The following is a 26,970-nucleotide window of genomic DNA, read 5'->3' as shown; positions in this document are numbered from 1 at the left end:
TCTAGGCTTTATTCAGCTGCTCGAACTTAAGCCCGTATTTTTCCAGCAGCTGGCGTACCCGGTGGGAATCGTTGTTGGATTTTTTAGCTGTGCGGCTTATCTGAAAAAGCCGGCGCCCGGCTTCCGCCATGGAGCTGGATTCCTCACAGACTTGGATCAGTCCTGCCAGTTTGATCTGCTCGTAGTAATCCATCTGTTCAATATTGCCGGGGCCCAGTAGCGCTTCAATACGTGCAATGGGTAGCGATGACTCATTGGTAGAGGCTTGCCACTTTAAGCACAGTCGCTGGATTTCCTCTTCCACCACTTCAGTGGTAATACGCCCACCATCGGCGAGAGTGCCCATGCGCAGGATACTGGCGTTAAGGTCGCGAAAGTTAGCGGACCAGCTGGCCTCTCCTGAATGGCCAAAGTTGAGATATCTCTCCCGTGCCGCTTTATTGAAGCTCACTAAATGGCCAGACTTTCTGGAAAAAGCCTCCAGCTCAAAGTCGATATTGGGTTCCAGGTCTTCAATACGTTCACGCAGGGAGGGCAGGCGGTAAGTCCACAGGTCAATTCGGGCAAGCAGGTCCGCACGAAACTTACCTTCGCGGCTGTGCTGGACAAGATCCCGGTTAGTACCGGCGATCAGCTGGAAGTGACTGCTCACCTCTTTGTCTGAGCCAAAGGGCATAAAACGTTTGTGTTCTATAGCGCGTAACAGCATGGCTTGCTCGTCCAGTCCCAGCTCGCCGATCTCGTCCAGAAAAAGTAGGCCCTTATCAGCTTCCATCAACAGCCCGGGACGATGTGCGGTGGCACCGGTAAAGGCGCCTTTGCGGTGGCCGAACAGAGCGGACATGGCATTTTCGCCGCGCAGAGTAGCGCAGTTTACTGCTACCAACCCGCCTTCCAGCTTACCGCGCTGTTTGCGCAGCTCATAAACACGCTGGGCCAGTTGTGATTTACCCGCCCCCGTAGGGCCGGTTATTAATATTGGGGCGTCAGAGCGGATAGAGACCTGCTCCAGCTGCTCGATCATCTGGTTAAAAGCGAGATTATTAGTTTCAATGCCACCTTTCAGGTAGGTGGTGCCCTCTTGGTGTTCCCTCTGGAATCGCGAGGCAATCTGATCGTATTTGGATAGATCCAAATCGATAATTTGGTACTCGCCCGGCAAACCACTGTGCTTGCGTGCCGGGGATGTTTGTAGCAGGCGCCCGGGGAAATACCCCGCTTCTGTTAATAGATATAGGCAGATCTGGGCCACATGGGTGCCCGTGGTGATATGTACCAGGTACTGCTCATCATCCGGCTTGAAGCTATAGGCGTGGGCGAAATCCAGCAGGTTGCTGTATACGCTCTCGAAATCCCAAGGGTCGTTAAAGTTCACCCGGTGGTGGACCACTTCAGTCTCTGGAGAGACCCGTGCAATATCTTCGGTGACCTGGTCTGCCAGGTTCTTTGAGTGATTGTCGAACAGAAGTTCCAGACGGTCGATAAGCAGGTCTTCGTGCTGGCACATGGATATGTTTGGGCGCCATTTGTCCCAGCGCTTGTCACCTTTGCCGCGCCGATCTTTGCTGGTACCGAGAATACTGATAGCAATTGTCTTCATGCTATCTAAAATATTATTTTACTATCAAAAAAGATAGATATTTATGGCTTTCTTATTTCAAAGAAACTCTCAAGAGTTTTGGTATTAAAAATAAATTCCATAAAAAACAACAAGTTATAAAAAATTTCCAACTTTGATAAAAAGTTGGCACTCAATTCGCTATATCAATAGAAAAATGAAGCGTAAGAACATCGAGCGCGGTTTCAAAAGGAGTTAAAGATGAAACCAATGCCATATGAAGTGATGCAGGCAGGTGGGGTGCCGATTAAGTCTTGGACCCTGGGAGTGCCCTTTGAGGATGAAGCCAAGGCGCAGCTCAAAAATATTTCTCAGATGCCCTTTATCCACAAATGGGTGGCAGCGATGCCCGATGTACACCTGGGCAAAGGCGCCACGATTGGCAGTGTGGTACCTACCCTGGGGGCGGTAATTCCCGCAGCTGTGGGTGTGGATATCGGCTGCGGCATGATGGCGGTGCGAACCAGCCTTACAGCGGCGCAACTTCCGGATAACCTGGCAGGGGTGCGCAGCGCTATTGAACGCGCAGTGCCCCATGGCCGTACGGGCCGGCACCGGGGCAGGGGGAGGGATAAAGGTGCCTGGGAGAATCCGCCGGATGATGCACTTGCCGGTTGGGCGCCATTGGCAGCGCAGTTTGAGTTGCTTAAAGAAAAGCACCCTGTATTAAAAAATACTAATAACATCAACCACTTGGGAACATTGGGCACCGGCAACCACTTTATTGAGATGTGCCTGGATGAGCACGGTAGCGTATGGCTGATGCTGCATAGCGGTTCCCGTGGTGTGGGTAACCGTATTGGTACCTACTTTATCGAGAAAGCCAAGCGGGATATGGAGCGTTGGCATATCCATCTGCCGGATAGTGACTTAGCATATTTCCCCGAAGGCACAGAGCATTTCGATGACTATGTACTAGCGGTGGAATGGGCACAGGAGTTTGCTCGTATCAATCGTGAAGTAATGATGACGCGTACTATCGGTGCGGTGAAGCAGGCTCTGGGCATGGATTTCGAAGCGCGCATGGAGGCAGTGAATTGCCATCACAATTATGTTTCCCGAGAGCACCACTACGGCAAGGATGTGCTGGTGACGCGCAAGGGGGCTGTAAGAGCTCGTGTTGATGAAATGGGCATTATTCCCGGGAGTATGGGGGCCAAATCTTTTATTGTGCGGGGGCTGGGTAATGAGGAAAGCTTCTGCAGTTGTAGCCATGGTGCTGGGCGAGTGATGTCGCGTACCAAGGCAAAAAAACTGGTGTCCCTGGAGGAGCACCGCGCGGCTACCATCGACGTAGAGTGCCGTAAAGACGAAGGTGTGATCGACGAAACCCCATCGGCCTACAAACCTATTGAGAAGGTTATGGCAGCACAAAAAGACCTGGTGGAAATCGTTTACACCCTCAAGCAGGTAGTCTGCGTCAAAGGATAATCGGTGTCGGTCAGGGATAAGGCCTTCAGTATATAAAGAATGCCGGAGATAGTGCCCAACGGGCCGGTTCTCCGCAAACAAGTTTGAGTGTTTTTGTTCCAGTCAGCGGAGCCGGTTCTGTATGCCGGCCTGGCACCACCGCCGCTGGCGGCAGGTGTACCCTCTGGGCCAATCCTCAAACGCTAACTTTGTAGCTCAATTGGTAGAGCAACCGTTCTGTCGGTTGGTTACGGGTTCAATTCCCGTCAAAGTCACGTCGCCTGGAAAGCGATCTTAAGGGAAGGCGAGAGCCTGGGGTTCGAATCCCCGCAAAGAAACCCTCTTTGTTGAAATCTATCCGGGGCCCATTGTGCCTTATGGTTTCGGCAATTCGGTATTATACCAATTGCCAAACAAAAAGGTACTTCGGTGACAGTGTCGCCTTTCGTGGGTTTGCACTGTGCGAGCGGATTACAGGTTATGCATTGACTCTATTTTGACCAGGGATGCTGGCTGTATTTCCCAGGAGAGGAGAAAGAAAAAGTCTGCAAAACCGCTGTATTTTGCTCCTACTTTGTACAAGCGCTGGGCCACCCTGGGATCGGGTGGCCCCCACCCAAAAGGAATAAAAGATAAGAGATCGGAGAAATGAAGTCTCTCTTTAAAATATGGAAGATTGTGGATGTGGCTGATAACGAGCGTGCATTGCTGTTTCGCCGCAGTCGATTTGAAAGGGTATTGCCTCCTGGACGTCACCGTATCTGGCTGCTTTCCGGTGATGTGCGGGTGGAGACCTATGATATTACCGAAGTGGTTTTTGATGCGATTAAAGCAAAATTCCTTCTGAATACTTATGGACAAATATTGGGTGAATATTTGCAGTCCTATGAGTTATCTGATCATCAGGTAGGCCTTTTTTACCAGGATGGTCACCTGGTGGATATCCTTCCTCCTGGTACTTATCGCGCTGTGTGGAAGGGTAGTGAAACCGTGCGTGTAGGTATTGTAGATATTTCAAAGGAGTATTCCATTGATGACAATATATTGGGATTGCTTGGTCGTGGGGTGAAGGTCGGACAAATGCGTATTGCCGCTCAGGCGGTTAGCTACAACGAAATTCCCGATGAGCACGTAGGCCTTCTGGTTGTTAATGGCAAACTGGAAAAAACCCTGCAGCCCGGTCGTTATGGATTCTGGAAGTACAATCGCTCCATCGTGGTGAAATTGATGGACATGCGCTTGCAAACTATTGAAGTGAGTGGCCAGGAAATTCTTACCAAGGACCGGGTAAGTTTGCGTATAAACCTGAGCGGTAGTTTCAAGATTACTGATCCAAAGCGGGTAGCATTAAAACTCAGTGACTACAAAAGCTATATTTATCGTGAATTGCAACTATATCTGCGTGAAGCAGTGGGTACCCAGACTCTGGATAGCTTGTTGGCGGATAAGGATCGGCTGAATATTGTTATTGCTACGGGCATTCGTAAAAAAATAGCGGAGTACGGTATCGAGATCGTCAGTGTCGGTGTAAAAGACATTATTTTACCAGGCGATATGAAAATGATTCTAAATCAGGTAGTGGAAGCACAAAAAGAATCTGAAGCGAATTTAATAAAACGCCGGGAAGAGACCCAGGCCATGCGTTCCATGCATAACACCGCCAAGATGATGGATAACAATCCTGTGTTACTGCGGTTAAAAGAATTAGAGTCGCTGGAAAAGGTCAGTAATCGTATCGATAAAATTTCAGTATACGGCGGTCTTGAGGGTGTGCTTAATGATTTAGTGAAACTGCGCCCAACTGCTTGAATAAAATAAAGGCATCGAAACCATTTAGTGGTATTTAAGGGAATTATTAGTGATTGAGATTGATGGCGCCCAGGGGGAGGGTGGCGGCCAGATTTTACGGACTTCCCTCACTTTGTCCATGTGCCAGGGAATACCGATTCGTATTAAAAATATTCGAGCAGGCCGCAATAAGCCTGGACTATTACGCCAACATCTCACTTGCTTACGCGCTGCCAAAGCTATTAGTGATGCTGATGTTAGCGGTGAGCAGCTGGGGGCTACGGAAGTTACTTTTATTCCGGGAAAAGTACGATCTGGCGAGTATCATTTTTCCATCGGCTCGGCCGGTAGTACCAGCTTGGTATTGCAAACGGTGTTGCTGCCTCTTTTATTTGCTGATGGTATTAGTGAGCTGCACTTGGAAGGGGGTACCCACAATAAAAAGGCTCCAAGCTTTGATTTTATAGCCCAGGTTTATTTGCCTCTATTAGCGCGTATGGGCGCGGGAGTGGAGGTGGAGCTAACGGATTATGGTTTTTATCCAGCTGGTGGCGGTGCCTGGCGTGCGCGTATCCACCCCCTCTCCAATTTATCAAAACTGGAACTGACTGAAAGAGGAGAGCTACTGGAGCGCAAAGCTGTAGCCATATCCGCGAATATACCGGCTCATATTGGCTTGCGTGAACTGGCGCAGGTGAGTAAGCAATGTGAGTGGCCGGCTGAGTATTTGCAGCGAAAACAGGTGCGTTCCCAAGGGCCCGGTAATTTGCTGTCGCTGCGGTTGCAATCTGAACAGGTAACTGAAATCTTCGATTCCATGGGCGAGCAGGGCGTAAGTTCAGAGCGGGTTGCCCAGCGTGCGATTCGGCAGATGCAGCGTTATCTGAATTCTGGTGCGCCGGTAGGTGAATATCTGGCCGATCAACTGTTATTGCCTATGGCTTTGGGCAATGGTGGTCGCTTTTGTACATTGAAGCCCAGCCAGCATTTATTGACCAATATTCAGGTGATCCAGAAAATTGCCGGAGTTAATATTCAGTTGCGCGAGTTAGGTGAAGATACTTGGGAAGTAACGGTTGGTACTATTTAGATGCAAAATTGTAATTGAGGGATACGGGAGTAGCTCTAATGGCGAAAAGTTGGATACAGTTTTTCCTTGTTTTTTGATACTGGGAACGGCACATAATTTCCTTGGCCGGATTCCCGGTCTGCATATTGTCTATTAAATGATTCAGCAAACTCCTTTTCCTCGCTATGTTGCTGATCTTTGAAAACTCAGCTTTATACAAATTGAAGACCAGCGGTTGTAATGGAAAGTGGCCCTACTCTCTATGTTACTCTGGTGGTTGAAAATCATCTAATGATTAATCGTCGCAGTGAGGGTTACCGTCAATACAGCACTCCTCCTGCAGGAATTCCACCAGCCTGAATAGTTCTTCATACTGAGGCACACAATAGAGGGTGCGGCCCTCTCGTCGTTGAATGACCAACCCCACAGATACCAAACGGTTAATGTGGTGGGAGAGAGTGGAGCCAGGAACATCCAGCGCTTCCTGTATTTCTCCAACAGGCATGCCCTCTGGGCCACCTCTGACCAATAGGCGGAATATTTCCAGGCGGGTTAAATGGCCTAATTCAGCGAAGCACTTGGCGGCTATGTCTGTCTGCATTGTTGTGTTCCTGGGGCTCCAATATTTCTATATTACTAGAAATAACTTGTAGTCACAAAAAAGCTGCACTAATATATTTCCATGAATCTAGAAATACGGAATGAATGCAATGTCTCCAGAAGTTCTTGTAATGCTTGAAGAGGCGCTGGGCATGTTTGTATGGCTCGGTATCGAGCTGACAGCGTTATTTTTGGTAATCAGTTTTATTATTGGCGTAATTCAGGAATACCTGCCGTCAGGAAAAATCCAGGCTATTCTCAGCTCAAAGAATGGCCGTGGCTACTTTTCTGCAGCGATACTCGGTGGTCTGACACCATTCTGTAGTTGCTCAACCATCCCTATGCTGAGCGGCCTGTTGAAAGCCCGAGCCGGTTTTGGACCAACAGTCACCTTCTTATTCACTTCGCCACTTTTGAATCCCATCATTATTGGTCTATTCCTTGTGACCTTCGGCCTTAACATCACTTTGGTTTATGCCGCAACGGCACTGGCAGTTTCAGTGACTGCTGGGTATGTATTGGAGCGGCTCAACTTTGCTCGCTTCATTCGCCCGGAAGTATTGAAGGGGAATACTGGAAGCGGCTGCTCTGGTGCGAGTAAACCCAGGAAACCAGAGACTGGCGGCTGTGGTGCCAGTGCATCTGCAACTACTTGTACAGAAGAGAAAGCTTGCAATGGACCACCTCCCCAAGTCGCCGCTTGCGATGGTACCGTTGCATTGAGTGCCGTGCAGGACAATCGCTGGGTGCGGATCTGGCGGGAAACCTGGAGCCAGTTTAAGAAAGTACTGCCCTACCTGTTGATTGGGATCGCAATCGGTGCTTTCACCTACGGCTTTATACCTGCAGATTTCATTGCAAAGTATGCTGGAGCCGGTAACCCTCTCGCCATCCCTTTCGCGGCAGTAATTGGGGTCCCGCTATATATCCGTGCTGAGGCCGTAATCCCCTTATCTGCGGCGCTGCTCGCAAAAGGCATGAGTATGGGGGCAGTAATGGCATTGATTATTGGCAGTGCCGGTGCCAGCCTAACTGAGGTGATCCTACTGAAGTCAATGTTCCGCAAACCAATGGTAGCGGCTTTCCTGCTAGTGATCTTCGGTATGGCAATTTTTGCAGGTCTGCTGTTCCACCTGTTTTTCTCATAAACCCCTGAACCACATGTAGGAGCAATGATGGACTTTAATAAAAATAATTCCGGTGCTGAAAATCACTTTGTGCGTAACAGCCCATCGGCACTTAAAAATATTTTTGGCACAGAGAAAGTAACTCCCTTTTGGGTAGCGGATATGGATTTCAATGTAGCCGACCCTATTAGAGCAGAATTGCAAAGGTTGGTGGATAGAGGGCAGTTCGCCTACGAGTTCTACCCCGCGGGGATCTTTAGTGCAATTAGTAGTTGGTATCAGCGGCGTCACAATTTGCGGTTAGAAACGGATAAATTTGTTCAGGTTACAGGCGTTTTGACTGGTATTGCGCTATTGATCCGTGAGCTTACTGAAAAGGGTAATTCCGTTCTGGTTCAGCCCCCGGTCTATCACCAATTTAGTAAAGTGATCCAAAGTGCAGGCCGTAAAATTGTTAAAAGCCCGTTGCGAATGAGTGATGGAAGGTACCGGATGAACTTTACGGATCTGGATAAGCAGTTCGCAGATCCGGAAGTAAAAGCAATGATCCTTTGCAATCCGCACAACCCGGTTGGGAGGGTCTGGCAAAAGGAAGAGCTGGAAAAGCTCCTGCAATTAGCCAATAAATATAATGTGACCATTATCAGCGATGAAATCCATGGTGATATTATTTATTCGGGTCATCAATTTACCAGCTTGATGGCTCTGGATTCAGAGAAACATGTAGCCTTGATTGGCTCGCCAGCCAAGACTTTTGGTATGCAGAGTATTTCCAATGGATACATCTATACCCAAAACAGCAGGTTGCTAAAGGCAGTTAGTGATGTAAGTGAATCCATGTATCTGAATCATGGCAATGCCTTCACCACTTTTGCAACTATTGCTGCTTTTGAAAAGGGGGATGCCTGGCTGGATCAGTTATTGGCTTATCTTCAGGATAACTTGGGTTGGATAAAGGAGTTTTTGCTGGAGGAATTATCGGTTGTAAAAATGACGTCCGTAGAAGGTACCTATCAGGTCTGGCTGGACTTTTCAGAAACTGGCTTTGCGGGTAGCGAGCTTACTACAAAATTGGCTGAAGCCGGCTTTGGCGCATCGCCAGGAACCTGGTTCGACGACACAGCAACACAGTTTGTACGGATGAACTTTGCTGTACCCAGGGCCGATATAAAAAAGGCCTTCCTGCGTTTAAAAGAGGTTTTTGCAAAGCCCAATACAAGTTCTGGGAGCAGTGCCGGTGATAGAAAGTGTTGTGGCTGCTGCGATTAGCTCAAAGTATCATCGTTTGCTAGTTGTCTATTGTTAGTAAGTATTTGGGCGGCCTCCAGTGCCGCTCAAGAAATCCTTGAGGCTACCAGGTAGATAATGGTCCCAGCCACTTTTGCACATATCCCAACATTTCATCTCAGGGGAAAGGCCAATGTGGGTAAAAGTAACCAGAGTTCCCTTATTCTCCTCAGAAAACTCGAAGCGCAGGGTACTGCCCTTCCACTCCTCGGGGTCGTCCACGTTATCGGACACCATATTCGACTCGATGCATTCGAGCTCAATCAGTTTTTCTGGCTTCAATGTTTTGGCGCGGAAAACCCAGTAAGACTCTCCCTTAAACCCGGTTTTGGCAGTGTCGCCCACCTTTAGAAAGGGTGCGCTTACCGGTGTCCACCACTGGGACATTTTTTCGGCTACCGCTTTATAAGCATCTCCCTGGGAGCTTGGGCTAAAAAAGAGGTGGTGTAGTTGGACATTACCGCTCTCCATAAGGTTGTTGTAATTGGCCCAGCAGGGCATTCATTAAATACTATTTATCTTTTACCAATAATCCAGAGACTTCGCCTTTGGGGTCCAGTTTTGTATGCAAGTTAATGAACACTTTATTATCCATTAATCCTTTCCGATAAGGTTCCTCGACAAGCCATTTCCCCATAATAAAACCGCTGTTGCCCTCAGAGCATTTCTTTTTAAGTCCGTGTTTATCCTTGTCTGTTTTGGTAGCGGGCCAGTCTGGGACCATCCCCGGTTGGGTTGGCATACCACAGATAGTTTGAATAATCGGGCCGCTCGCCTTGCCAGGCTTGCAAATAGGAGGTTCCTTGCCGTCGCCCGAACACTGGAGGTGGAAATGCGACATGGCGACCCCACCCTGTGATAGATCACTGTACCCAACCATAAAGCTCAGCATATGCGTCTGGTTGTTATAGGCGCCGATTAAGAAACCATTAGCATCTTTGGGGGTTTGCGGATTGACTTTTTTACCGAGCATATTTTCATTAGCAGTGGTTAGGTCAGCTTTAAAGATGGTAAACCGCTTGTCATCTCCCGCATCAGACCAGGCTTTCTCGCCAGCACCATGTTTAGCGGTTGGTGTATCTTTTTCTTTTTTATTGTGGCTATCGGCAGTTGTGAAAGTGGAATAGGCCAGTACAAGCATCGCCATTATTGAAAAAACGGCGATGGGCAATGAATTCAGTTTCATTAACCTCTCCTCTTTATTAAATCAATATTGTCATTGCACGGTGGAAAATGGGATGCCAGCCCCTAAACAAGACTTATTCACCATGATGAATGGGGACAAATCATGGGGTGTATTGGCGATAAGTACTTGTAGCATATGTGGTAGGTATTGGCCTTACGGGGCCAATTTAAAAGACAGTATTTTTTACCCTATTTTTTATCCTGGACATGTTTAGGGTTGGGCGAACCCCGCGGTGAGAGCCTGGCTCACAGCGACTTACTGGCTCACGGAGTGGGAAGCAATCGGAAAATATTGGGATATTTCGCTGAATTTTATTAACAGAGGTATTTGCCGAATTTAAAAAACTGGTTACGGAGCTTATTTATCCGTGCCCAATGATTCTTCTATCTAAAGTGGGGTGCTGTCACCCCACATCCTTCCAAACCAATTCCCGCTCCCGGGCATACAGGGGAATAAAGTTAAACCGTACTTCTGTGCCCCCTCATCGCGCCGGCGAATATTTAATTTGCCGTTCAGGTTGCTGGCGCGCTCCTGCATGATCGACATGCCAAAGTGATTGCGCTTTTCCGGAGAATTGCTGATACCGACGCCATTGTCACGGATACGCACGTTGAGAGAGTGATTCTCGGCCTGGGTAAGGCTGATCTGTACCATATCCCCTTGGGAGTGGTAGACGGCATTTTGCGAGGCCTCGCGCACCAACTGCAAAAGGTGGATTTCCTCATGGGGAGTGAGAGGTACCTCGTTGAGGTGATAGTCGAGCAGGATGGTGATTTGCGGGTGTTGCTCACGGTAAGCGAGGATGGATTGCTCGAGGATATTACGCAGGCCACCGGGGCCTATTTGCAGGCGGAAGGTGGTGAGCAGTTCGCGCAACTGGCGATAGGAGGAGTCCAGCCCCTCCTTCAATTCGGTAATAATTTCCTCCACCTTGGCTTTGTCCATCTGCTCATTGCGGTTGGCGCGATTGAGCCGGGTAACCTGGATTTTCAGGTAGGAGAGGGATTGTGCCAATGAGTCGTGCAGTTCCCGCGCGATTATTGCGCGTTCATCCAGCAGGGCGACGCGGCGTTCCTGGGCTTCACGCTCGTTGATGGCGATGGCAGCGGTAACGCTGTCGGCAAAGGTAGCCAAGCGTTGTTGCTGCTCCTCATCGAGGCTTTCACCGCGGGGTAGGGTGCACATCAGTACGCCGTAATTGCGCTTGTCCACTTCCAGCGGGAAGCGGTACACGCGGTAGTCGCCCTCGTCGGAGGGACCACAGGTGCTTACGCACATGCGGCACTCATTACCGTCACACTGGCTGTTGCCGAGGCCCTGCACCAGGTGCTCGTAAGGAGCTTCGCCCTCGGGAGTCATCAGGCAAAGGTCCAGGTTGCTCAGATCGGCCACATTAGCGAACTCTCCCAGCCATTGTCCCAGCTCAGCACTTGCCAGGGGCCCCTCGCTGATACGTCGCGCCAGGCGGTATTGGAAGTCCAGTGCCTCGTGACTCTTTTGTAATTGTGCAGTTTTGAGTTCTACACGATGGGCAAGGTCACGGTGGGTTGCGTGGATCTCATCGCTCATGTAATTGATGGTGCGCGCCAACACCCCCAGCTCATCCTCACTGTCGATTTCCAGGCGGTGCCCGTTGAAGTCTCCCTGTGCAATGCTCAGGGAGCGGTTGGTGAGTTGCTTGAGTGGTTGTTCCACGGAGCGGTGGAGTATGTAAAGAGACAGGTACACTAGCGCCACTATGGCGAACAGGGAGCCCACCTGTACTAAGCGCAGCAAGCTGATCTTCTCTTCAGCGATGGTTTGGTAGTCGGATACCAGGGTATCTACATCGCCAATAAACGGTTCCAGGCGGTTAGCCAGCTGCAGAGAGTCCATGGGCAAGCGGCCGGCGGCAATGGATTCCAACAGGGGGCGTATCTCCCCTTCCCAACTATCGATCACCTTGCGGTAGTTGTGTGCTGCGCGCAGGTTGTCGCTGGCGTTGAAGTCGGAGATGCTCAGTACCCGAGCCAGGCGCGATGCAACCTCATCGGCGAGTTCGGTAGTGGCATCAATATCGCCGGAGGGGGCGGTAGCGGCCAGCCGGTAGCTCATGGCGCGCAGGGAGCCAGCCAGGTTTACCGCGGCGGCATCGTTTTCGGCGGCATCGGAGATGATATAGGACGCCACCATGGAGCTCAGGGCCACCAGCACGGTGAGCAGCATCAGGGTACCGATGCGGTAGACGATGGATTGTCGGATTCGGTTCAGCATATCTGATTCACTTCGCCCCTGGGCGGTTGTGGGAACTCTTCCCTATTGTGTCGCCCACGGGCGCTCAAATTTGTGAGTACCACCAAAGAACGCCAGTTTTGCACAAAATTTAACCTGATGCCTGCTTTTTAAGCGGAGGCCCAGCCACTCTGCGGTTCGCGCAATACCTTAGCCATGAGTTGGCGCCATTTCCCTACCCACTCTGGGGTAGTTCGTCGCTTTTCTACCCCTTTTTGGTCAGGTGATCCTTCCGCACAGCGCTTTTATATTCCCCGCTAAACCGATGCTTTAACCGCATTTCGATGCCCTGGGAGTACCGCATGAGCCATTTCCTGGACCGACTGAAATACCTGAAGAAACAAAAAGAGCCTTTTTCCGGAGGACACGGGGAAAAGACCGATGACGACCGCAGCTGGGAAGATGGCTATCGTCGCCGCTGGCAGTTCGACAAGATTGTGCGCTCCACCCACGGGGTGAACTGCACCGGCTCCTGCAGCTGGAAGATCTACGTCAAAGACGGCCTGGTCACCTGGGAGACCCAGCAGACCGACTACCCGCGCACCCGCCCGGACCTGCCCAACCACGAGCCGCGGGGTTGCCCCCGTGGTGCCAGCTACTCCTGGTATATGTACTCGGCCAACCGCCTCAAGTACCCGAAGATCCGCAAACGCCTGGTAAAACTCTGGCGCGAAGCCAAGTTGAGACACAGCGATCCGGTAGAGGCCTGGGCCAGCATTGTTGAGGACCCGGCCAAGGCCAGGTCCTACAAAGAGCGCCGCGGTATGGGCGGATTTGTGCGGATCAAATGGGATGAAGCCAATGAGCTGATCGCCGCTGCCAATGTATACACCACCAAGAAATATGGACCCGACCGGGTAACCGGCTTCTCGCCGATTCCCGCCATGTCCATGGTCTCCTACGCTGCCGGTGCCCGCTATTTGTCATTGATCGGCGGTAACTGCCTGAGTTTCTACGACTGGTACTGCGACCTGCCGCCCGCCTCTCCGCAGATTTGGGGTGAGCAGACCGACGTGCCCGAGTCCGCCGACTGGTACAACTCCAACTACCTGATCGTCTGGGGTTCCAATGTGCCGCAGACCCGTACCCCGGATGCGCACTTCCTTAGCGAGGTGCGTTACAAGGGTGCCAAGACCTGCGTAATCACTTCCGACTACTCCGAGTGCTCCAAGTTTGGTGATACCTGGCTGGCACCGCGCCAGGGTACCGATGCGGCCCTGGCGATGGCCTTCGGCCACGTGATTTTGAAAGAATTCCACGTCGACAAGCCCAGTGCTTACTTCACCGAATATGTGCGCACCACCACCGATATGCCGATGCTGGTGACCCTGGAAGAGCGCGACGGCAAGCTGGTACAGGGCCGCTTCCTGCGCGCCTCCGACCTGGCGGATGACCTCGGCCAGGACAACAATCCCGAGTGGAAGACCATCGCCGTCAACCATGATGGCCAGCTGGTGTCACCCCAGGGTTCTGTAGGTTACCGCTGGGGCGAGCAGGGAAAATGGAATATCGAACAGCGCGACGGCCTTAGTGGCGAAGAGGTAGAGTTGAAACTCAGCCTGAAAGACTGCGCCGATGAAATTGCCCAGGTGGCCTTCCCTTACTTCGGTGGCCAGACCCACGAGCACGACTACTTCCAGCACACCGACCACAGCGATGTGATTGACTACAAGGTGCCGGTGAAGTACGTGCGGAACAAAGACGGCGAGGTGCTCAAAGTTGCCAGCGTCTATGACCTGACCCTGGCCAACTACGGCGTGGAGCACGGCCTCGACGATCCCAACTGTGCCCACAGTTACGACGAAGACAAGCCCTACACTCCCGCCTGGCAGGAGAAGATCACTGGCTGTCGCCGTGAGAACGTTATCCAGGTAGCGCGCGAGTTCGCCAATACCGCCGACAAGACCCGTGGACGCTCCATGGTGATTGTGGGTGCCGCCCTCAACCACTGGTACCACATGGATATGAACTACCGTGGCCTCATCAATATGTTGATGATGTGCGGTTGTATCGGCCAGAGCGGCGGTGGCTGGGCCCACTATGTGGGGCAGGAAAAACTGCGTCCGCAAACCGGCTGGACCCCCTCGCTTTCGGCCTCGACTGGCAGCGTCCGCCGCGCCATATGAACGGCACCTCCTTCTTCTACAACCACGCCAGCCAATGGCGCTACGAGAAGTTGGAGATGGACGAAGTGGTTTCGCCGTTGGCCGACAAGAGCAAGTGGCAGGCTTCCATTATCGATTACAACAGCCGCGCCGAGCGTATGGGCTGGCTGCCCTCCGCACCGCAGCTGGGTATGAACCCGCTGCAACTGACCAAAGACGCCGCCGCTGCGGGTATGTCCGCCAAGGATTACACCGTGCAGCAGCTCAAGCGTGGCGCGCTCAAGTTCGCCAACCAGGACCCGGATAATCCGCAGAACCACCCGCGCAATCTATTTATCTGGCGCTCCAACCTGCTGGGTTCCTCCGGTAAAGGCCACGAGTACATGCTGCGCCACTTGCTCGGCACCAAGCACGGTCTGATGGGTAAGGACCTGGGCGAAGCCGGCGGCAAGAAGCCGGAAGATGTGGCCTGGCACGATACCCCCAGTGAGGGCAAAGTCGATCTGCTGGTGACACTGGACTTCCGTATGTCCACCACCTGTCTCTACTCCGACATCGTGCTGCCGACGGCCACCTGGTATGAGAAGGACGACCTCAATACCTCCGACATGCACCCCTTTATCCACCCGCTCACCAAAGCGGTGGACCCGGCCTGGGAAGCGCGCAGCGACTGGGACATCTTCAAAGGTGTGGCGAAGAAATTCTCCGAACTCACCGATGGCCACCTGGGGGTGGAAAAGGATCTGGTAACCCTGCCAATCCACCACGATACCCCCACCGAAATCGCCCAGCCCTTTGGGGTGAAGGCCTGGTGGAAGGGCGAGTGCGACCTGATTCCCGGTGTTACCGCGCCGAGCATGATCGAGGTGGAGCGCGACTATCCCAACACCTACAACCGCTTTACCTCTATCGGCCCATTGCTGGAAAAGCTCGGCAACGGCGGTAAGGGCATCAGCTGGAATACCGATGACGAGGTGGACTTCCTCAAGAAGCTCAACCGCACCTGGAAAGATGAAAGCGCCCGCGATGGCCGCGCCCGTATCGACAGCGCCGTGGATGCCGCCGAGATGATCCTGTCTCTGGCTCCTGAAACCAATGGCCAGGTGGCGGTGAAGGCCTGGGAAGCCCTGGGCAAGATTACCGGTCGCGATCACACCCATCTGGCCAAACCCAAGGAAGACGAGAAGATCCGCTTCTCCGATATCGTGGCGCAGCCCCGCAAGATCATCTCCTCGCCCACCTGGTCCGGCCTGGAAGATGAGCATGTGAGCTACAACGCCGGCTACACCAACGTGCACGAGATGATTCCCTGGCGCACCATCACCGGCCGCCAGCAGTTCTACCAGGATCACGAGTGGATGCGCGACTTCGGCGAGACCATGTGTGTGTACAAGCCGCCCATCAACCTGAAAACCGTACAGCCGGTGCTGAACCAGAAGCCCAACGGTAACAAGGAGATCCTGCTGAACTGGATCACCCCGCACCAGAAGTGGGGTATCCACAGTACCTACTCCGACAACCTGCTGATGCTCACCCTGTCTCGCGGTGGCCCCATCGTGTGGATGAGTGAGAACGACGCCAAGCTGGCGGGTATTGAAGACAACGACTGGATCGAAATCTTCAACGTCAACGGCGCCATTGCTGCCCGCGCGGTGGTGTCCCAGCGAGTGCCAGACGGCATGGCCATGATGTACCACGCCCAGGAGCGCATCGTGAATACACCGGGAGCGGAAACCACCGGCACCCGCGGCGGTATCCACAACTCCGTAACCCGCGCGGTGATGAAACCCACCCATATGATCGGCGGCTACGCCCAGCAGTCCTACGGCTTTAACTACTACGGCACTGTGGGCTGTAACCGGGACGAGTTTGTGGTGGTGAGAAAAATGAACAAGGTCGACTGGCTGGATGGCGAAGACGTCAAAGAGCCGACCCGAGAGGAGGTGTAACAATGAAAGTTAGAGCCCAGATCGGCATGGTGCTGAACCTCGATAAGTGTATCGGCTGTCACACCTGCTCGGTGACCTGTAAAAATGTCTGGACCTCCCGCGAGGGGGTCGAGTATGCCTGGTTTAACAACGTCGAGACCAAACCCGGTGTCGGCTATCCCAAAGAGTGGGAAAACCAGGACAAGTGGAACGGCGGCTGGACCCGCAAGAAAAACGGCAAGTTGCAGCCGAAGATCGGCAGCAAGCACCGGGTGCTGGCGAATATTTTCGGCAACCCGGATATGCCGGAAATCGACGACTACTACGAGCCGTTCGACTTCGACTACCAGACCCTGCACAAGGCGCCGGAGCAGAAGCACCAGCCGGTGGCCCGCCCGCGCTCGCTGATCAGTGGCGAGCGTATGGAGAAGATCGAGTGGGGTCCCAACTGGGAAGAAATTCTCGGTACCGAATTCGACAAGCGCAAGAAGGACAAGAACTTCGAGCAGGTCCAGGCAGATATCTACGGTGAGTTCGAAAACACCTTTATGATGTACCTGCCGCGCCTGTGTGAGCACTGCCTCAATCCCGCCTGTGTGGCCTCCTGCCCAAGTGGTGCCATCTACAAGCGCGAAGAGGACGGCATCGTCCTGATCGATCAGGACAAATGTCGCGGCTGGCGCATGTGCGTATCCGCCTGCCCCTACAAGAAGATCTACTACAACTGGAAAACCGGTAAATCCGAGAAGTGTATCTTCTGCTACCCGCGTATTGAGGCGGGCCAGCCAACTATCTGTTCCGAGACCTGCGTGGGCCGTATCCGTTACCTGGGGGTGCTGCTCTATGACGCCGACCGCATCGAGGAAGCTGCTGCGGTAGAAGACGAAAAAGCCCTCTACCAGGCCCAGTGCGATATCTTCCTCGACCCCAGCGATCCCAAGGTCCAGGAAGCTGCCCGCGCCGAGGGTATCCCCGAAGCCTGGCTCGAAGCTGCGCAGAAATCCCCAGTGTACAAGATGGCCATCGACTGGCAGATCGCCCTGCCGCTGCACCCGGAGTACCGCACCCTGCCCATGGTTTGGTACGTGCCGCCGCTGTCTCCGATCCAGAACGCAGTGCAGGCCGGCCAAGTGGAAACCGTCACCGTGGGCCGCAGCGCCGAGATCCCGGATCTCTCCACCCTGCGCATCCCGCTGCAATACCTGGCCAACCTGCTCACCGCCGGCGACGAGAAGCCAGTGGCCCGCGCCCTGGAGCGCATGATTGTGATGCGCGCCTATATGCGCGGCATCCATGTGGACGGCGTGCAGGAACGCGAACTACTGGAAGAGGCGGGCCTGACCGTACAGCAGGTAGAAGAAATGTATCGCTATATGGCCCTGGCCAACTACGAAGACCGCTTCGTAGTGCCCTCAAGCCATAAGGCCTACGCGGAAAACGCCTACGACATGAAGTCCTCCTGTGGTTTCAGCTTCGGCAACGGCTGTAGCACCGGCAACGACAGCACCAATATCTTCGGCGGCAAGCAGCACGCAGTGCGCGAAGTAATACCAGCCAAAGTGGTCGACTGAGGCCGAGGGGAGAATACCGATGAAAGTGTTAAACCTGATTGCCCGCCTGCTGGATTACCCATCCGAAGAGCTGGTGGCGCACCTGGATGAGCTGACCAACTGGGTGGCGGAGTCCGATGAGCTGGATGCACCCCTGCGGGATATGTTGCTGGCATTTATTTCCCACTACGAGTGTATGGATGCGCTCGACTGGCAGAGTGAATACGACGGCCTTTTTGAGCGCGGCCGCGCCGTGTCCCTGCACCTGTTCGAGCATATTCACGGCGAATCCCGCGATCGCGGCCAGGCCATGGTGGACCTGACCGCGCGCTATCGCAGTGCCGGTCTTGAACTGAATGAACGCGAGTTACCGGACTATCTGCCCACCTATCTGGAGTTCTGCGCAACCCAGGGTGAAGAGGCCTACGGCTGGGTGCATGACATCACTCATGTCATCGCCTTGTTGAGCGCGCGCCTGTCCAAGCGCGAAAGCCCCTATCACTTGTTGATGGACTCACTGCTGCTGATGGCAGGCGTTTTTGTCGATCTGACTGCACTTAAGGAAGAGGTGGCCAACGAGGAACGCGACGACACCCCGGAAGCCCTGGACAAAATCTGGGAGGAAGAGGTGGTCAGCTTTACCGGCGCCAACAATTGCGACCAGTCCATATCGCGGCCCAGCGCTGCGCAGCTGCGCGACGGCCAGCCCCTTACCTGGGCCCCCAGTGCCAAAGATGCCGCGCAGAATTCTGCCCAGCCCGCACCACAGGAGTAACAAGATGAACTATCTGAATACGCTGCTCTTCGCCATTTACCCTTTCGTCGCCCTCACGGTCTTCCTGGTGGGGAGCCTGATCCGCTACGACCGCGACCAATACACCTGGCGCACCGGCTCCAGTCAGTTATTGGAGCGCAAACAATTGCGCATCGGCAGTTACCTGTTTCATATCGGGGTGATCGCCATTCTCGCGGGCCACTTTATCGGCCTGCTCACGCCCAAAGCGGTGTGGCACTTCCTCGGCATTGAAGCCTCCACCAAGCAGATGATGGCAATGGGGATCGGTGGTTTCTTCGGGGTGATCTGCTTTATTGGCCTTACCATTTTGATCAAGCGCCGCCTCACCAATCCGCGAGTGCGCGCCACCACTTCCAAAATGGACCTGACCATACTGTTGATGCTCTACGCCCAGTTAATCCTCGGCCTGATCAGCATCCTGGTTTCCGCCGGCCATATGGACGGTGCCGAGATGCTCAAACTGATGGCCTGGGCCCAGTCCATTGTCACCCTCGATGGCTCCGCAGCCGCAGCGGCTATCGCCGACGTGAATATCATCTACAAGCTGCATATTTTCCTCGGCATGACCCTGTTCCTGCTGTTCCCCTTCAGCCGCCTGGTACACGTATGGAGTGTTCCGGTGCAGTACTTCCGCCGCAATTACCAAATAGTCCGCGCCAAAGCCGCGCGCTAATCCCAGCAATTGTTAACCCGGCCCGCTATGAGCGGGCCTTGTGTGGAGTAGAGTCATGAGTGCATTACTGGCCTCCGACGCCGCCGGGCGCGAATTCGAACTGGCTGAAGCCGTGGCCGTTAACGGCAATGAAATCCCCGCAGACCTGATTTACCAGGAGATGCAATACCAGACCGCCAACTCCCCGCGCCAAGCGATTTACCGCGCAGCGCGGGCCCTGGTTATCGGTTGGCTTTTACGGGAAAAGGCCGCGGGGCAGGGGCTTTGCGCCGCCGATGAAGACCTGCATAGCGAAGCTTTCGATCACGCAGTTTCAGACCTTTTAAAAGGCGAGCTACAAGTGAGCCCGGCCAGTGAAGCCGAGTGCCGCGCCTATTTCGCAGCCCATCCACATAAATTCCGCTCCGATCCCCTCGCCGAAGTGCGCCATATCCTGATCCCGGCCGCACCGGATGATTCCGAAGCTTGCGCCAAAGCGCGCGCCGCCGCCGAGGACATGCTTAAGCAGATCCGCGCCGATGCCAATCCGCTACAGGCCTTCGCCCAGTTGGCCCAATCCCACTCCGCCTGTTCCTCTGCGGAAGCCGGCGGCAGCCTCGGCCAAGTGGGGCGCGGTGATACCGTCGCCTCCTTCGAGCGCGCAGTGTTCGAGCAGGGCACCGGTTTGGTAGCGGAACCCGTGGAAACACCTTACGGTGTACACCTGATTTATGTAGAGCAATGTGAGCCGGGCCGCCCGCTGGAATATGAATATGTTGCGGAGCGAATCGAGGAATACCTGACCGAAAAACGCCGCCGCCAAATGACCAGCGATTACCTGCAAAAAATGGTGCAGGCCGCGCAAATATCCGGCCTGGACTTATCGGGGGAGGCCCACTGAGGTGGCAGAGATTCGCCAACTGTTCGCGCGCAATCGCGCCTGGGCAGAGGAGAGGACGGCAAAGGACCCGGAATTTTTCCAACGTCTGAGTCGTCTGCAGGTTCCCAAGTATTTATGGATCGGCTGCTCCGACTCCCGCGTGCCCGCCAACGAGATTGTGGGTATGGCACCGGGGGAGCTATTCGTACACCGCAATATCGCCAACGTGGTGGTACATACAGACTTTAATTGCCTCTCGGTGCTGCAATACGCCGTAGAAGTACTCAAGGTGGAACACGTGGTGGTGTGTGGCCATTACGGTTGTGGCGGCGTACAGGCCGCCATGGGCCACAGCGAATGTGGCCTGGTGGATAACTGGCTGCGCCATATCAAGGATGTCTACGCCCGCCACCAGCAGGAACTGGAATCCCTCGATAAAGAATCGCGTTCGGCACGATTGTGCGAATTAAATGTGATGGCACAGATACAAAACCTGGCCATGACCAAGATAGTGCAGCACGCCTGGGACCGAGGCCAAAGCCTCAGCCTGCACGGCTGGATCTACGATATTCGCGATGGCCTGATTCGAGACCTGGGTATGCGGATGGACGATCGCGGCCAGGTGCCGGAGATTTATCATGTTTATGGTGGGGTGCCGGAGGAGGGGTGAGGCTTTACTGCGTATCTTAATCAGAAAATCCCTAAGTTATTTTCTGCTCAAGCTTCTAATAATTGGGCGCAGTATAACACCCGTGGTATACACGGCTTTGAAATGAAGGCAAAGTCGAAATGGAAAAGCCAATACCGAGCCTGTGAGTGTTATGTGGCTAGCTCGCTTCTGATCTGCACCTCAGGTGCAATATGATGCAAATCAATATAAAGCTCAAGCATTGGTCTTCAGCCATAATCATCTCAGTTACAATTTACAGAAATTAACTACTGCTCATCAGCTTGTATTTGTTTCTCGGCCAGAATTTCTTGCTGCTTCTGTTTGGCACGCTCTTCGCGCAGCCTGTTAGACTTTACAACGAACTTACCATCAATAAAGTCAAAGTTTTTTGTAGAAATAAGCGTATATAAATCGTCTTTTTCACCAGAACCCTCTGTAACAAAGACAAAATAATTTTTCCCAACTTGGTCATCCGGTATTCTTAAGGTACAACTGGTATTATAATCATGTACTGCTGAAATAAAATTCTTCTTTTCCCCTTTATATATTTTTATCACTTCAAACTTAGCGACCTGCAGATATGCTGGGACATACATTAAAGATAAAAGTTTGCCTTTAAATACGGATTTTGAACGTTTAATAACTTTCTGAGGGTTTTGAAGAGCAATCGTTCCAGGGGCAATTATACAGGCTGATGTATTCAGGCTAATCAGTATAAAAAAAGAGCTATAAGAAATTTCATAAAACAAAACATCATTAGCAATTGTAAATTAAGGGGCTGAAGTGATTTTTCCGTTCACCTAAGTTTATTAATTTTGTCCAGCTCCATATGTAGCAGAGGATACGGTTTTCCTTGACCATCTAGCGGAGATCTACCTACTACAGTAAAACCTAAATGCTTATAGAACTCTAGGGCTTGAAGATTCTGTTCGTTGACGTCAACTTTTGTCACACCTAGATTTTCAATGGCATACTTAGTTAAAAAAGTTCCAACGCCTGAGCCTCTTGATTCAGGCGCAATGAACAACATTTCAATATTCCCGTTAAGAACTCCACAGAATCCAAGAATCTTTCCATCCTCATTTTTTGCACACATCAGGTCTACTGAGTCGAAGTATTGTTCTAATATGAGCGGTTTAAGAATGACAATATCCTCTTCTTGCAAAAAATCGTGAGTAGCTCGAACAGAATCCTCCCATATTTCGATCAGCGTTGAATAATCGCTTTTACCTGTTGTCTCTACTTTCATATATTATTCTGATAGATATGTAATACCGTGAGAATCGGCATGCCGTGTGAGGCGTAGCATTTCCAGTAGGGCCTGTAAGGCCGAAATAAAAAGCATATACCTTAGTATATGAGCTTCACTCCTTACATTTTAATTTCTTGAACTTTCGCACTTTTGTACGAATATTTTTCATTGGGGATGAAGTGTTAAATTGAATCATTCGTCCCAGTGTGTAATTTTTATACCAACTTCTAGCATAGAGTTCATCGTTGCTCAGTGACTCGATTAGCTGCAATATTTGCTCGGTAGTTAATTGAAACTCTGATAGCAGATTTTTAAAAGACCAATCTCGATATTGCCTGTGAAAATGATGAGCTAACCGACCAAGTTCATTCCATTGATAACCTGTTTCAGGAAAGTCTACCTTAAGTCCTCTTGATGTGAGGTCATACCATTTCAGGACCAGTTTTCCCCATCCAATCAAATATGACAGTGTATCGCAAACACTTATCTCAGTATTCTTTATATTACCTTCAACACCAATTTGTCGTGAGTATTCTTCCGGGATTTCTGAATAATCCGTAAGAAGTTTATCAAAAGTGGTTCGAATGGCTTGATGCAACTCTTCTTTATTATTGGGTATTGATGACATAGTTGATTAATTTACATAATGCCCGGCATAGCGGAAGTTTTGTAGCAAAATGGTTTGCATGCAAATGTCATAGCAAACATAAATGAGCTGAAGGAAAACTATTCAGCTGATGCTAATTGTTTATCTCCAAGAGTACCCTTGGAAATTTTAAATATCCAATGAGCACCAACTAAAATTGGTAAAATCCATGGCGTGGTTACCGGCTTAAACAATTGACGGTCACTAATTTCACCAACTAAAAATAAGCAAGCGATACTTAGTGCTCCAGACAAATAATAATAAGTACATTTTGTTAATATTAAGCTCACCCTAAACTCAAGAAACAGAAACATTCTCCATAATGAATATACTCCAAGAATACCACCAATGTAAGCTGGAATAATGAATTCAGGACGGAGTAATATTCCAAATGGAAAAAGTAAAGTGGCAAACAAAATAATGGCTGTAGATGGCAGTACCACCACAGTGAACTCAGTCCAATGTATGAAACGCTCAATCATAAAAAGCTAATGCTCTAAAAGCGGGTAGCCGTAGAAGCTAGGGTTGCCGTAGAAGCTAGGGTTGCCGGATGCACGTTTTCCATGCATGAAATTGGTTGGCTTGTATGATAAATATTATCCAATTCCTTAGCACGGAACTAGACTCCCCGCCTGGCCAATAGCTTTAAGGCAGGCATTGAGTGCTTCTGTTGTTATCCTGGCTCCATTAAAAATGATGTCACATAAGATAGCAAAGACAAAGCTCAAGTAACTAACATATGCGAAACCGGTATAGTCATTGTAAATTATGGTGTAGAACCAATTCTGCTCAAAGAGATAAAAATATGAGCATATACCTGTTGATGCCAGCATTAACCCAGCAGGCAAGAATAATTGTTTGATAGCCCTAGGCTGCATAAATGAAGCAATTAATAAGAGGATAAAAACAATTGAGTTAGTGGCCAAAAAAATACGTACGTCCAAAGTTAATTTATGGACAATTTCCATGTACTTGATATGGCTGAAATCAATTAGTTTGGTCTTGGCAGTCTCAAGCGAGGCAAGCTTTGACTGCATAGATACCCTGATTGATCGTTCCCATTTTCTTCGACATTCGCAATCCAGATTTCGAAGTTTTGCAATTTGATTTGCAAGAATGGCTGGTGCATCTTCTTTGAGCTGTTGCTTTACCTTTTCAAGATCCCGCTCAGTTTTAGCTCGAAACTCTCGCGCTTTGGCACCTAGCAGACCTTCTAGCTTCGTTGGCGCAGGAAGTCGTAAGGCATCAATCCTTTTATCGGCTTCAGATTTAAGCTTCCATTCGATAAAGGAACTGCCCGATTTTTCTATGATATGAGGAGCGGTGAATGTAAATAGATATAGAGGAACAAATAAAAGCACCCCTAGAAGCCCCCAAATTCTTAGTGACACTTTTTCCATGTATTACTCTGGTACTATTTAATAGCGTATTAAAAAGAAATTATATTATATCTCGTTATTCTATTCCTTTAGATCACAGGGTCAAATCGTTAAAACCCAATAAGTTTGAATTACCCCGGCACTAGCACCGACAAAAGTTGCAAGAAAGCTTCAACCAGGCTCTATTTATTTCCTGCACAACTTATATCTTGCAGCTCGACTAAAAAAAGTGACTGTCAACTTCTCAGCTTTTGTTACAGCAACACCCTTGTAGCTTGGGCGGGTCCTATTTTCATAGGCTTTTAATGCCGAATTTTTGGGGCCGGAGTGTAGAAGCGGAGTGATGGAACGGAGGTCTCAGTCGCAATACGGCGACAATAACAGCGAGCAATCTATGGGTGGGCAAGATCGCCAGGTAGAACAAGCAATACTACGGTGCATTGAGTTTAGCCACAGACGCCTCAATAGAAGAGAGGACATTTCTCACACGTAAGCGCAACATCTCGACCTGTGTAACTGTTTCACGTGCTCCGACTTCACCGTACCAAAAGAAGTGGTTGCCAGGGACACGGGCGTTTAGTGCACCAGAGGTTGCATAACTAAACTGATCCATTAAATTCTGCCAATTCTCCGGGTCAATCTCTTCAGATTTTGACAAAGCAGGAAGCGCGATATTTCGATATAAATGCTGAACCTGATAAAGCCCCCAATTGCCTCGATCAGTTAGCGCGTGGTCATTGTCTAGCACTTTATTACCAGAGATTGTGACGACCATGGGAAAGTCGGTAAATTTAAGGGCTCCTGTATCGGCAATTGCCCAATCCAGATCCTGTACAAAGTTGCCGTTATCATAGCGAGACGCAATCATAATCGCATTTAGGGCTACCGGAATTTCTCCGAGTACATCACTTTCGAACGTCTCCCAAGGAATAATAACGTGCCCGTTCATCTTGTTCTGAGCAGTCACGTACCTCTTAAACAACTCGTAGAATTGCGGCGCTTTCGAAAGCCCATTCTTTGACTTTGAGATTGCACCTGGTGCAGCCAGTAGCAAAGGGATAGGTGGGGTTGATGCAATTGAAACGTAAAGGCTCATATCCAGCCCGGCCGCCTGTGAAGCCTCGTAAACTGATTGAGTAATCTGCCCGCCTGCGCTCCAACCAAGAACAATGATCTCACCCGAAAGCCCATGCTTGTCCACGTAGTGTTTGGCGACCGCAGCTACTTGGTTGCCCCAATCACGGATCGAGAATGCAGGGTAGACCTTGGAATAGACCTTGTTTCCAGTCGGATAAGATGCGCCAAGAAAAGAAAACCCTTTCTGCCCAAACCAATAGGCGAGAAAATCCTTCTCGTCGCCACCAGGGTAGCCATAGGCGACACGAGCTAGATGAAACCCACCCGGAACGAAGATCACCAGAGGTTTTTGAGGATCGCCGGCTTTGAAATAATTCAGTGTTTCTATGCCGTTGGTTAGTAGCATCTCCTCACCTGGATAAAGGTGAGCATTCACCTTGGTTTTTTCGACCGTCCAACTCTGCACAGCCTGGGCTCCCAAAGAGACTAAAGAAAAGAATAACGCATGAAATACATTAATATATAGCCTCATTTTTAGGCTCCTATATGGGCTTAATACCTATTTATAGGCTTTTCTCATCATTAATCACTGAAATATTTCTTTCTATAAGGCTTCTATAAGCTTTTTGGGGGAGGAATGGGGATTTGTTCTTTACATTGAATTTTTCCAAAATATCCTTAACTTGTGTATCTATCATTATTCCTCCCACACTCCCCCTTTTTGATGAAGCTCTCGAATTTTGTTTACTCATTCGAAAGTATTTTTCCTAAATTCAAGTAATGAGAGTTTACTTGATGGAACACCATGCCCCGGTATTATCAAGCTTTGCTCATCACCTAGATTTAAAATAGCATCAATCGCTTCATTAAAGCCTTTAATTCCGCCAGAATAAAATACTGGGTGCCAGCTGGTATCGAATACATCACCGACAAATATTGAATTACTTTCCTTAAGGTAATAGATATTGTCGATTGCTGAATGAGACTTGACTTTAATGTGGGTAAAGCTATCCAAGTTAAAGGTATTCTCTTTAAGTTTTCCTCCTCGCTTTTCAAAGTACTCGTTTCCACCGGTGTGGTCAGAATGTGCGTGTGTGTTTAAAATGAAAGAGATTGGCTTGTTGTGAATTAATGTTTGCTGGTGAGAACTAGCTATTTCATTGAATGAAAACCGATATTATTTCCTTCGGTATCTTGCGCTATTGCGATAAAACCATGCTCCCCAATAGACATTTTAGGCACTACTAGCTTCCCACCTGCTGGTTCGACTCTGGCCAGTTCAACAGAACAATCTTCGCAATCAAAATACACTAGGGTGCTATTACCTCCAGCTTCAACACCATCCATTTTACAAATTGCTCCGCTTGCACCCGGTTCTTGTTTCATTGGAAATGCCCACATCTCGGGCTGAGGAAAATCTTTTACTTCGTCGGGATTGTCTAGTCGAGTTAACTCCTGCTTGAGCACAGCTTCATAAAAGGACTTTGCGCGTACCATATCATTTACATAAATTTCAAACCAACAAACTGCATTTGTATTCATTTGAGTATCCTCACTGTTAAGTATCTAAGTATGGTTTGTATTTCTGGAGACATAACGAAGTTTTAGAAAAATCATCCATATTTTACGTTGGCGCGGAGCTAGTCTCTATTTGGTTAGTAAGGTCAATATACCCGCCG

The 26,970-nt window shown here is 50.5% G+C and carries 24 protein-coding genes and 2 pseudogenes; 11 read left to right on the top strand and 15 right to left on the bottom strand.

Annotated elements, in window-relative coordinates:
• Position 1: 1 nt before the first annotated feature.
• Complete coding sequence (gene rtcR, locus P3339_RS22510; protein ID WP_282951972.1) at positions 2 to 1,600, bottom strand: RNA repair transcriptional activator RtcR; 1,599 nt, start codon at positions 1,598 to 1,600, stop codon at positions 2 to 4.
• A gap of 219 nt (positions 1,601 to 1,819) precedes the next feature.
• Here rtcR and P3339_RS22505 point away from each other — a divergent pair, with 219 nt between their 5' ends.
• The 3 genes from P3339_RS22505 (at position 1,820) to rtcA (ending at position 5,906) form a co-directional block, all read left to right on the top strand.
• A complete protein-coding gene (locus P3339_RS22505; protein WP_020413769.1) occupies positions 1,820 to 3,049 on the top strand; it encodes an RtcB family protein in 1,230 nt (409 codons plus the stop codon).
• Positions 3,050 to 3,676: 627 nt separating this feature from the next.
• The gene (locus tag P3339_RS22500; protein ID WP_282951971.1) at positions 3,677 to 4,837 is read left to right on the top strand and encodes a slipin family protein; all 1,161 of its coding nucleotides are present in this window, start codon (positions 3,677 to 3,679) and stop codon (positions 4,835 to 4,837) included.
• Between the two features lie 49 nt (positions 4,838 to 4,886).
• A complete protein-coding gene (gene rtcA, locus P3339_RS22495; RefSeq protein ID WP_282951970.1) occupies positions 4,887 to 5,906 on the top strand; it encodes an RNA 3'-terminal phosphate cyclase in 1,020 nt (339 codons plus the stop codon).
• Between the two features lie 274 nt (positions 5,907 to 6,180).
• Here rtcA and P3339_RS22490 read toward each other — a convergent pair whose 3' ends face one another.
• On the bottom strand, positions 6,181 to 6,486 hold the full coding sequence (locus P3339_RS22490; protein ID WP_020413766.1) for an ArsR/SmtB family transcription factor: 306 nt from the start codon (positions 6,484 to 6,486) through the stop codon (positions 6,181 to 6,183).
• A gap of 109 nt (positions 6,487 to 6,595) precedes the next feature.
• Between P3339_RS22490 and P3339_RS22485 the strand changes: the two genes are divergently transcribed.
• Both P3339_RS22485 and P3339_RS22480 read left to right on the top strand, forming a co-directional pair.
• Positions 6,596 to 7,633, top strand: coding sequence for a permease (locus P3339_RS22485; protein ID WP_282951969.1), 1,038 nt, complete (start codon positions 6,596 to 6,598; stop codon positions 7,631 to 7,633).
• 24 nt (positions 7,634 to 7,657) lie between these two features.
• Positions 7,658 to 8,881: a MalY/PatB family protein gene (locus P3339_RS22480; RefSeq protein WP_282951968.1), complete on the top strand. Its 1,224-nt coding sequence runs from the start codon at positions 7,658 to 7,660 to the stop codon at positions 8,879 to 8,881.
• 33 nt (positions 8,882 to 8,914) lie between these two features.
• Here P3339_RS22480 and P3339_RS22475 read toward each other — a convergent pair whose 3' ends face one another.
• The 3 genes from P3339_RS22475 to P3339_RS22465 form a co-directional block, all read right to left on the bottom strand.
• On the bottom strand, positions 8,915 to 9,400 hold the full coding sequence (locus tag P3339_RS22475) for an SRPBCC family protein (RefSeq protein WP_282951967.1): 486 nt from the start codon (positions 9,398 to 9,400) through the stop codon (positions 8,915 to 8,917).
• A gap of 10 nt (positions 9,401 to 9,410) precedes the next feature.
• A complete protein-coding gene (locus P3339_RS22470) occupies positions 9,411 to 10,085 on the bottom strand; it encodes a CHRD domain-containing protein (protein ID WP_282951966.1) in 675 nt (224 codons plus the stop codon).
• 387 nt (positions 10,086 to 10,472) lie between these two features.
• Positions 10,473 to 12,338 (bottom strand): histidine kinase, encoded by a 1,866-nt coding sequence (locus tag P3339_RS22465; RefSeq protein ID WP_282951965.1) that lies wholly within the window; start codon positions 12,336 to 12,338, stop codon positions 10,473 to 10,475.
• A 302-nt stretch (positions 12,339 to 12,640) separates the two neighbouring features.
• Between P3339_RS22465 and P3339_RS23700 the strand changes: the two are divergent.
• From P3339_RS23700 to can, 6 genes and pseudogenes are all read left to right on the top strand, one after another.
• Positions 12,641 to 16,410: pseudogene (locus tag P3339_RS23700) on the top strand (nitrate reductase subunit alpha).
• Between the two features lie 2 nt (positions 16,411 to 16,412).
• A complete protein-coding gene (gene narH / locus P3339_RS22450) occupies positions 16,413 to 17,960 on the top strand; it encodes a nitrate reductase subunit beta (RefSeq protein WP_282951963.1) in 1,548 nt (515 codons plus the stop codon).
• Positions 17,961 to 17,979: 19 nt separating this feature from the next.
• Positions 17,980 to 18,714: a nitrate reductase molybdenum cofactor assembly chaperone gene (narJ, locus tag P3339_RS22445; protein ID WP_282951962.1), complete on the top strand. Its 735-nt coding sequence runs from the start codon at positions 17,980 to 17,982 to the stop codon at positions 18,712 to 18,714.
• Positions 18,715 to 18,718: 4 nt separating this feature from the next.
• Positions 18,719 to 19,408: a respiratory nitrate reductase subunit gamma gene (narI, locus tag P3339_RS22440; RefSeq protein WP_282951961.1), complete on the top strand. Its 690-nt coding sequence runs from the start codon at positions 18,719 to 18,721 to the stop codon at positions 19,406 to 19,408.
• A gap of 55 nt (positions 19,409 to 19,463) precedes the next feature.
• Positions 19,464 to 20,288 carry a peptidylprolyl isomerase gene (locus P3339_RS22435; protein ID WP_282951960.1) on the top strand — a complete coding sequence of 275 codons (825 nt, stop codon included), beginning with the start codon at positions 19,464 to 19,466 and terminating at the stop codon, positions 20,286 to 20,288.
• 1 nt (position 20,289) lies between these two features.
• Positions 20,290 to 20,937: a carbonate dehydratase gene (gene can, locus P3339_RS22430; RefSeq protein WP_282951959.1), complete on the top strand. Its 648-nt coding sequence runs from the start codon at positions 20,290 to 20,292 to the stop codon at positions 20,935 to 20,937.
• 266 nt (positions 20,938 to 21,203) lie between these two features.
• On the opposite strand, the gene P3339_RS22425 is transcribed toward can, so the two are convergent.
• The 10 genes and pseudogenes from P3339_RS22425 to P3339_RS22385 form a co-directional block, all read right to left on the bottom strand.
• Positions 21,204 to 21,686: a hypothetical protein gene (locus P3339_RS22425; RefSeq protein WP_282951958.1), complete on the bottom strand. Its 483-nt coding sequence runs from the start codon at positions 21,684 to 21,686 to the stop codon at positions 21,204 to 21,206.
• Between the two features lie 47 nt (positions 21,687 to 21,733).
• The gene (locus P3339_RS22420) at positions 21,734 to 22,186 is read right to left on the bottom strand and encodes a GNAT family N-acetyltransferase (RefSeq protein WP_020413752.1); all 453 of its coding nucleotides are present in this window, start codon (positions 22,184 to 22,186) and stop codon (positions 21,734 to 21,736) included.
• 115 nt (positions 22,187 to 22,301) lie between these two features.
• On the bottom strand, positions 22,302 to 22,817 hold the full coding sequence (locus tag P3339_RS22415) for a ClbS/DfsB family four-helix bundle protein (protein WP_282951957.1): 516 nt from the start codon (positions 22,815 to 22,817) through the stop codon (positions 22,302 to 22,304).
• 98 nt (positions 22,818 to 22,915) lie between these two features.
• Positions 22,916 to 23,317 carry a hypothetical protein gene (locus tag P3339_RS22410; RefSeq protein WP_282951956.1) on the bottom strand — a complete coding sequence of 134 codons (402 nt, stop codon included), beginning with the start codon at positions 23,315 to 23,317 and terminating at the stop codon, positions 22,916 to 22,918.
• A 126-nt stretch (positions 23,318 to 23,443) separates the two neighbouring features.
• Positions 23,444 to 24,235 (bottom strand): hypothetical protein, encoded by a 792-nt coding sequence (locus P3339_RS22405; RefSeq protein ID WP_282951955.1) that lies wholly within the window; start codon positions 24,233 to 24,235, stop codon positions 23,444 to 23,446.
• A 409-nt stretch (positions 24,236 to 24,644) separates the two neighbouring features.
• The gene (locus P3339_RS22400) at positions 24,645 to 25,823 is read right to left on the bottom strand and encodes an alpha/beta hydrolase (RefSeq protein WP_282951954.1); all 1,179 of its coding nucleotides are present in this window, start codon (positions 25,821 to 25,823) and stop codon (positions 24,645 to 24,647) included.
• Between the two features lie 31 nt (positions 25,824 to 25,854).
• Positions 25,855 to 26,043, bottom strand: coding sequence for a hypothetical protein (locus tag P3339_RS22395; RefSeq protein ID WP_282951953.1), 189 nt, complete (start codon positions 26,041 to 26,043; stop codon positions 25,855 to 25,857).
• Positions 26,040 to 26,306, bottom strand: a complete 267-nt coding sequence (locus P3339_RS22390; RefSeq protein ID WP_282951952.1) for an MBL fold metallo-hydrolase — start codon at positions 26,304 to 26,306, stop codon at positions 26,040 to 26,042. Before P3339_RS22390 ends, P3339_RS22395 begins: the two co-directional genes overlap by 4 nt.
• A gap of 36 nt (positions 26,307 to 26,342) precedes the next feature.
• A pseudogene (locus tag P3339_RS23695) lies at positions 26,343 to 26,420 on the bottom strand (MBL fold metallo-hydrolase); the annotation flags it as partial.
• 23 nt (positions 26,421 to 26,443) lie between these two features.
• Positions 26,444 to 26,833: a VOC family protein gene (locus P3339_RS22385; RefSeq protein WP_282951951.1), complete on the bottom strand. Its 390-nt coding sequence runs from the start codon at positions 26,831 to 26,833 to the stop codon at positions 26,444 to 26,446.
• Between the last annotated feature and the right edge of the window lie 137 nt (positions 26,834 to 26,970).

The sequence above is a fragment of the Microbulbifer sp. MLAF003 genome, from assembly GCF_030012965.1.
Lineage (GTDB): Bacteria > Pseudomonadota > Gammaproteobacteria > Pseudomonadales > Cellvibrionaceae > Microbulbifer > Microbulbifer variabilis.
This window is presented reverse-complemented; position numbering and strand designations above follow the sequence as displayed.

Excerpts from the sequence above, each read along its gene's own strand:
- rtcR (WP_282951972.1), bottom strand. The coding sequence starts at position 1,600 with ATGAAGACAATTGCTATCAGTATTCTCGGTACCAGCAAAGATCGGCGC.
- P3339_RS22505 (WP_020413769.1), top strand. The coding sequence starts at position 1,820 with ATGAAACCAATGCCATATGAAGTGATGCAGGCAGGTGGGGTGCCGATT.
- P3339_RS22500 (WP_282951971.1), top strand. The coding sequence starts at position 3,677 with ATGAAGTCTCTCTTTAAAATATGGAAGATTGTGGATGTGGCTGATAAC.
- P3339_RS22490 (WP_020413766.1), bottom strand. The coding sequence starts at position 6,486 with ATGCAGACAGACATAGCCGCCAAGTGCTTCGCTGAATTAGGCCATTTA.
- P3339_RS22485 (WP_282951969.1), top strand. The coding sequence starts at position 6,596 with ATGTCTCCAGAAGTTCTTGTAATGCTTGAAGAGGCGCTGGGCATGTTT.
- P3339_RS22480 (WP_282951968.1), top strand. The coding sequence starts at position 7,658 with ATGATGGACTTTAATAAAAATAATTCCGGTGCTGAAAATCACTTTGTG.
- P3339_RS22475 (WP_282951967.1), bottom strand. The coding sequence starts at position 9,400 with ATGCCCTGCTGGGCCAATTACAACAACCTTATGGAGAGCGGTAATGTC.
- P3339_RS22470 (WP_282951966.1), bottom strand. The coding sequence starts at position 10,085 with ATGAAACTGAATTCATTGCCCATCGCCGTTTTTTCAATAATGGCGATG.
- P3339_RS22465 (WP_282951965.1), bottom strand. The coding sequence starts at position 12,338 with ATGCTGAACCGAATCCGACAATCCATCGTCTACCGCATCGGTACCCTG.
- narH (WP_282951963.1), top strand. The coding sequence starts at position 16,413 with ATGAAAGTTAGAGCCCAGATCGGCATGGTGCTGAACCTCGATAAGTGT.
- narJ (WP_282951962.1), top strand. The coding sequence starts at position 17,980 with ATGAAAGTGTTAAACCTGATTGCCCGCCTGCTGGATTACCCATCCGAA.
- narI (WP_282951961.1), top strand. The coding sequence starts at position 18,719 with ATGAACTATCTGAATACGCTGCTCTTCGCCATTTACCCTTTCGTCGCC.
- P3339_RS22435 (WP_282951960.1), top strand. The coding sequence starts at position 19,464 with ATGAGTGCATTACTGGCCTCCGACGCCGCCGGGCGCGAATTCGAACTG.
- P3339_RS22420 (WP_020413752.1), bottom strand. The coding sequence starts at position 22,186 with ATGAAAGTAGAGACAACAGGTAAAAGCGATTATTCAACGCTGATCGAA.
- P3339_RS22415 (WP_282951957.1), bottom strand. The coding sequence starts at position 22,817 with ATGTCATCAATACCCAATAATAAAGAAGAGTTGCATCAAGCCATTCGA.
- P3339_RS22410 (WP_282951956.1), bottom strand. The coding sequence starts at position 23,317 with ATGATTGAGCGTTTCATACATTGGACTGAGTTCACTGTGGTGGTACTG.
- P3339_RS22405 (WP_282951955.1), bottom strand. The coding sequence starts at position 24,235 with ATGGAAAAAGTGTCACTAAGAATTTGGGGGCTTCTAGGGGTGCTTTTA.
- P3339_RS22400 (WP_282951954.1), bottom strand. The coding sequence starts at position 25,823 with ATGAGGCTATATATTAATGTATTTCATGCGTTATTCTTTTCTTTAGTC.
- P3339_RS22395 (WP_282951953.1), bottom strand. The coding sequence starts at position 26,043 with ATGAGTAAACAAAATTCGAGAGCTTCATCAAAAAGGGGGAGTGTGGGA.
- P3339_RS22385 (WP_282951951.1), bottom strand. The coding sequence starts at position 26,833 with ATGAATACAAATGCAGTTTGTTGGTTTGAAATTTATGTAAATGATATG.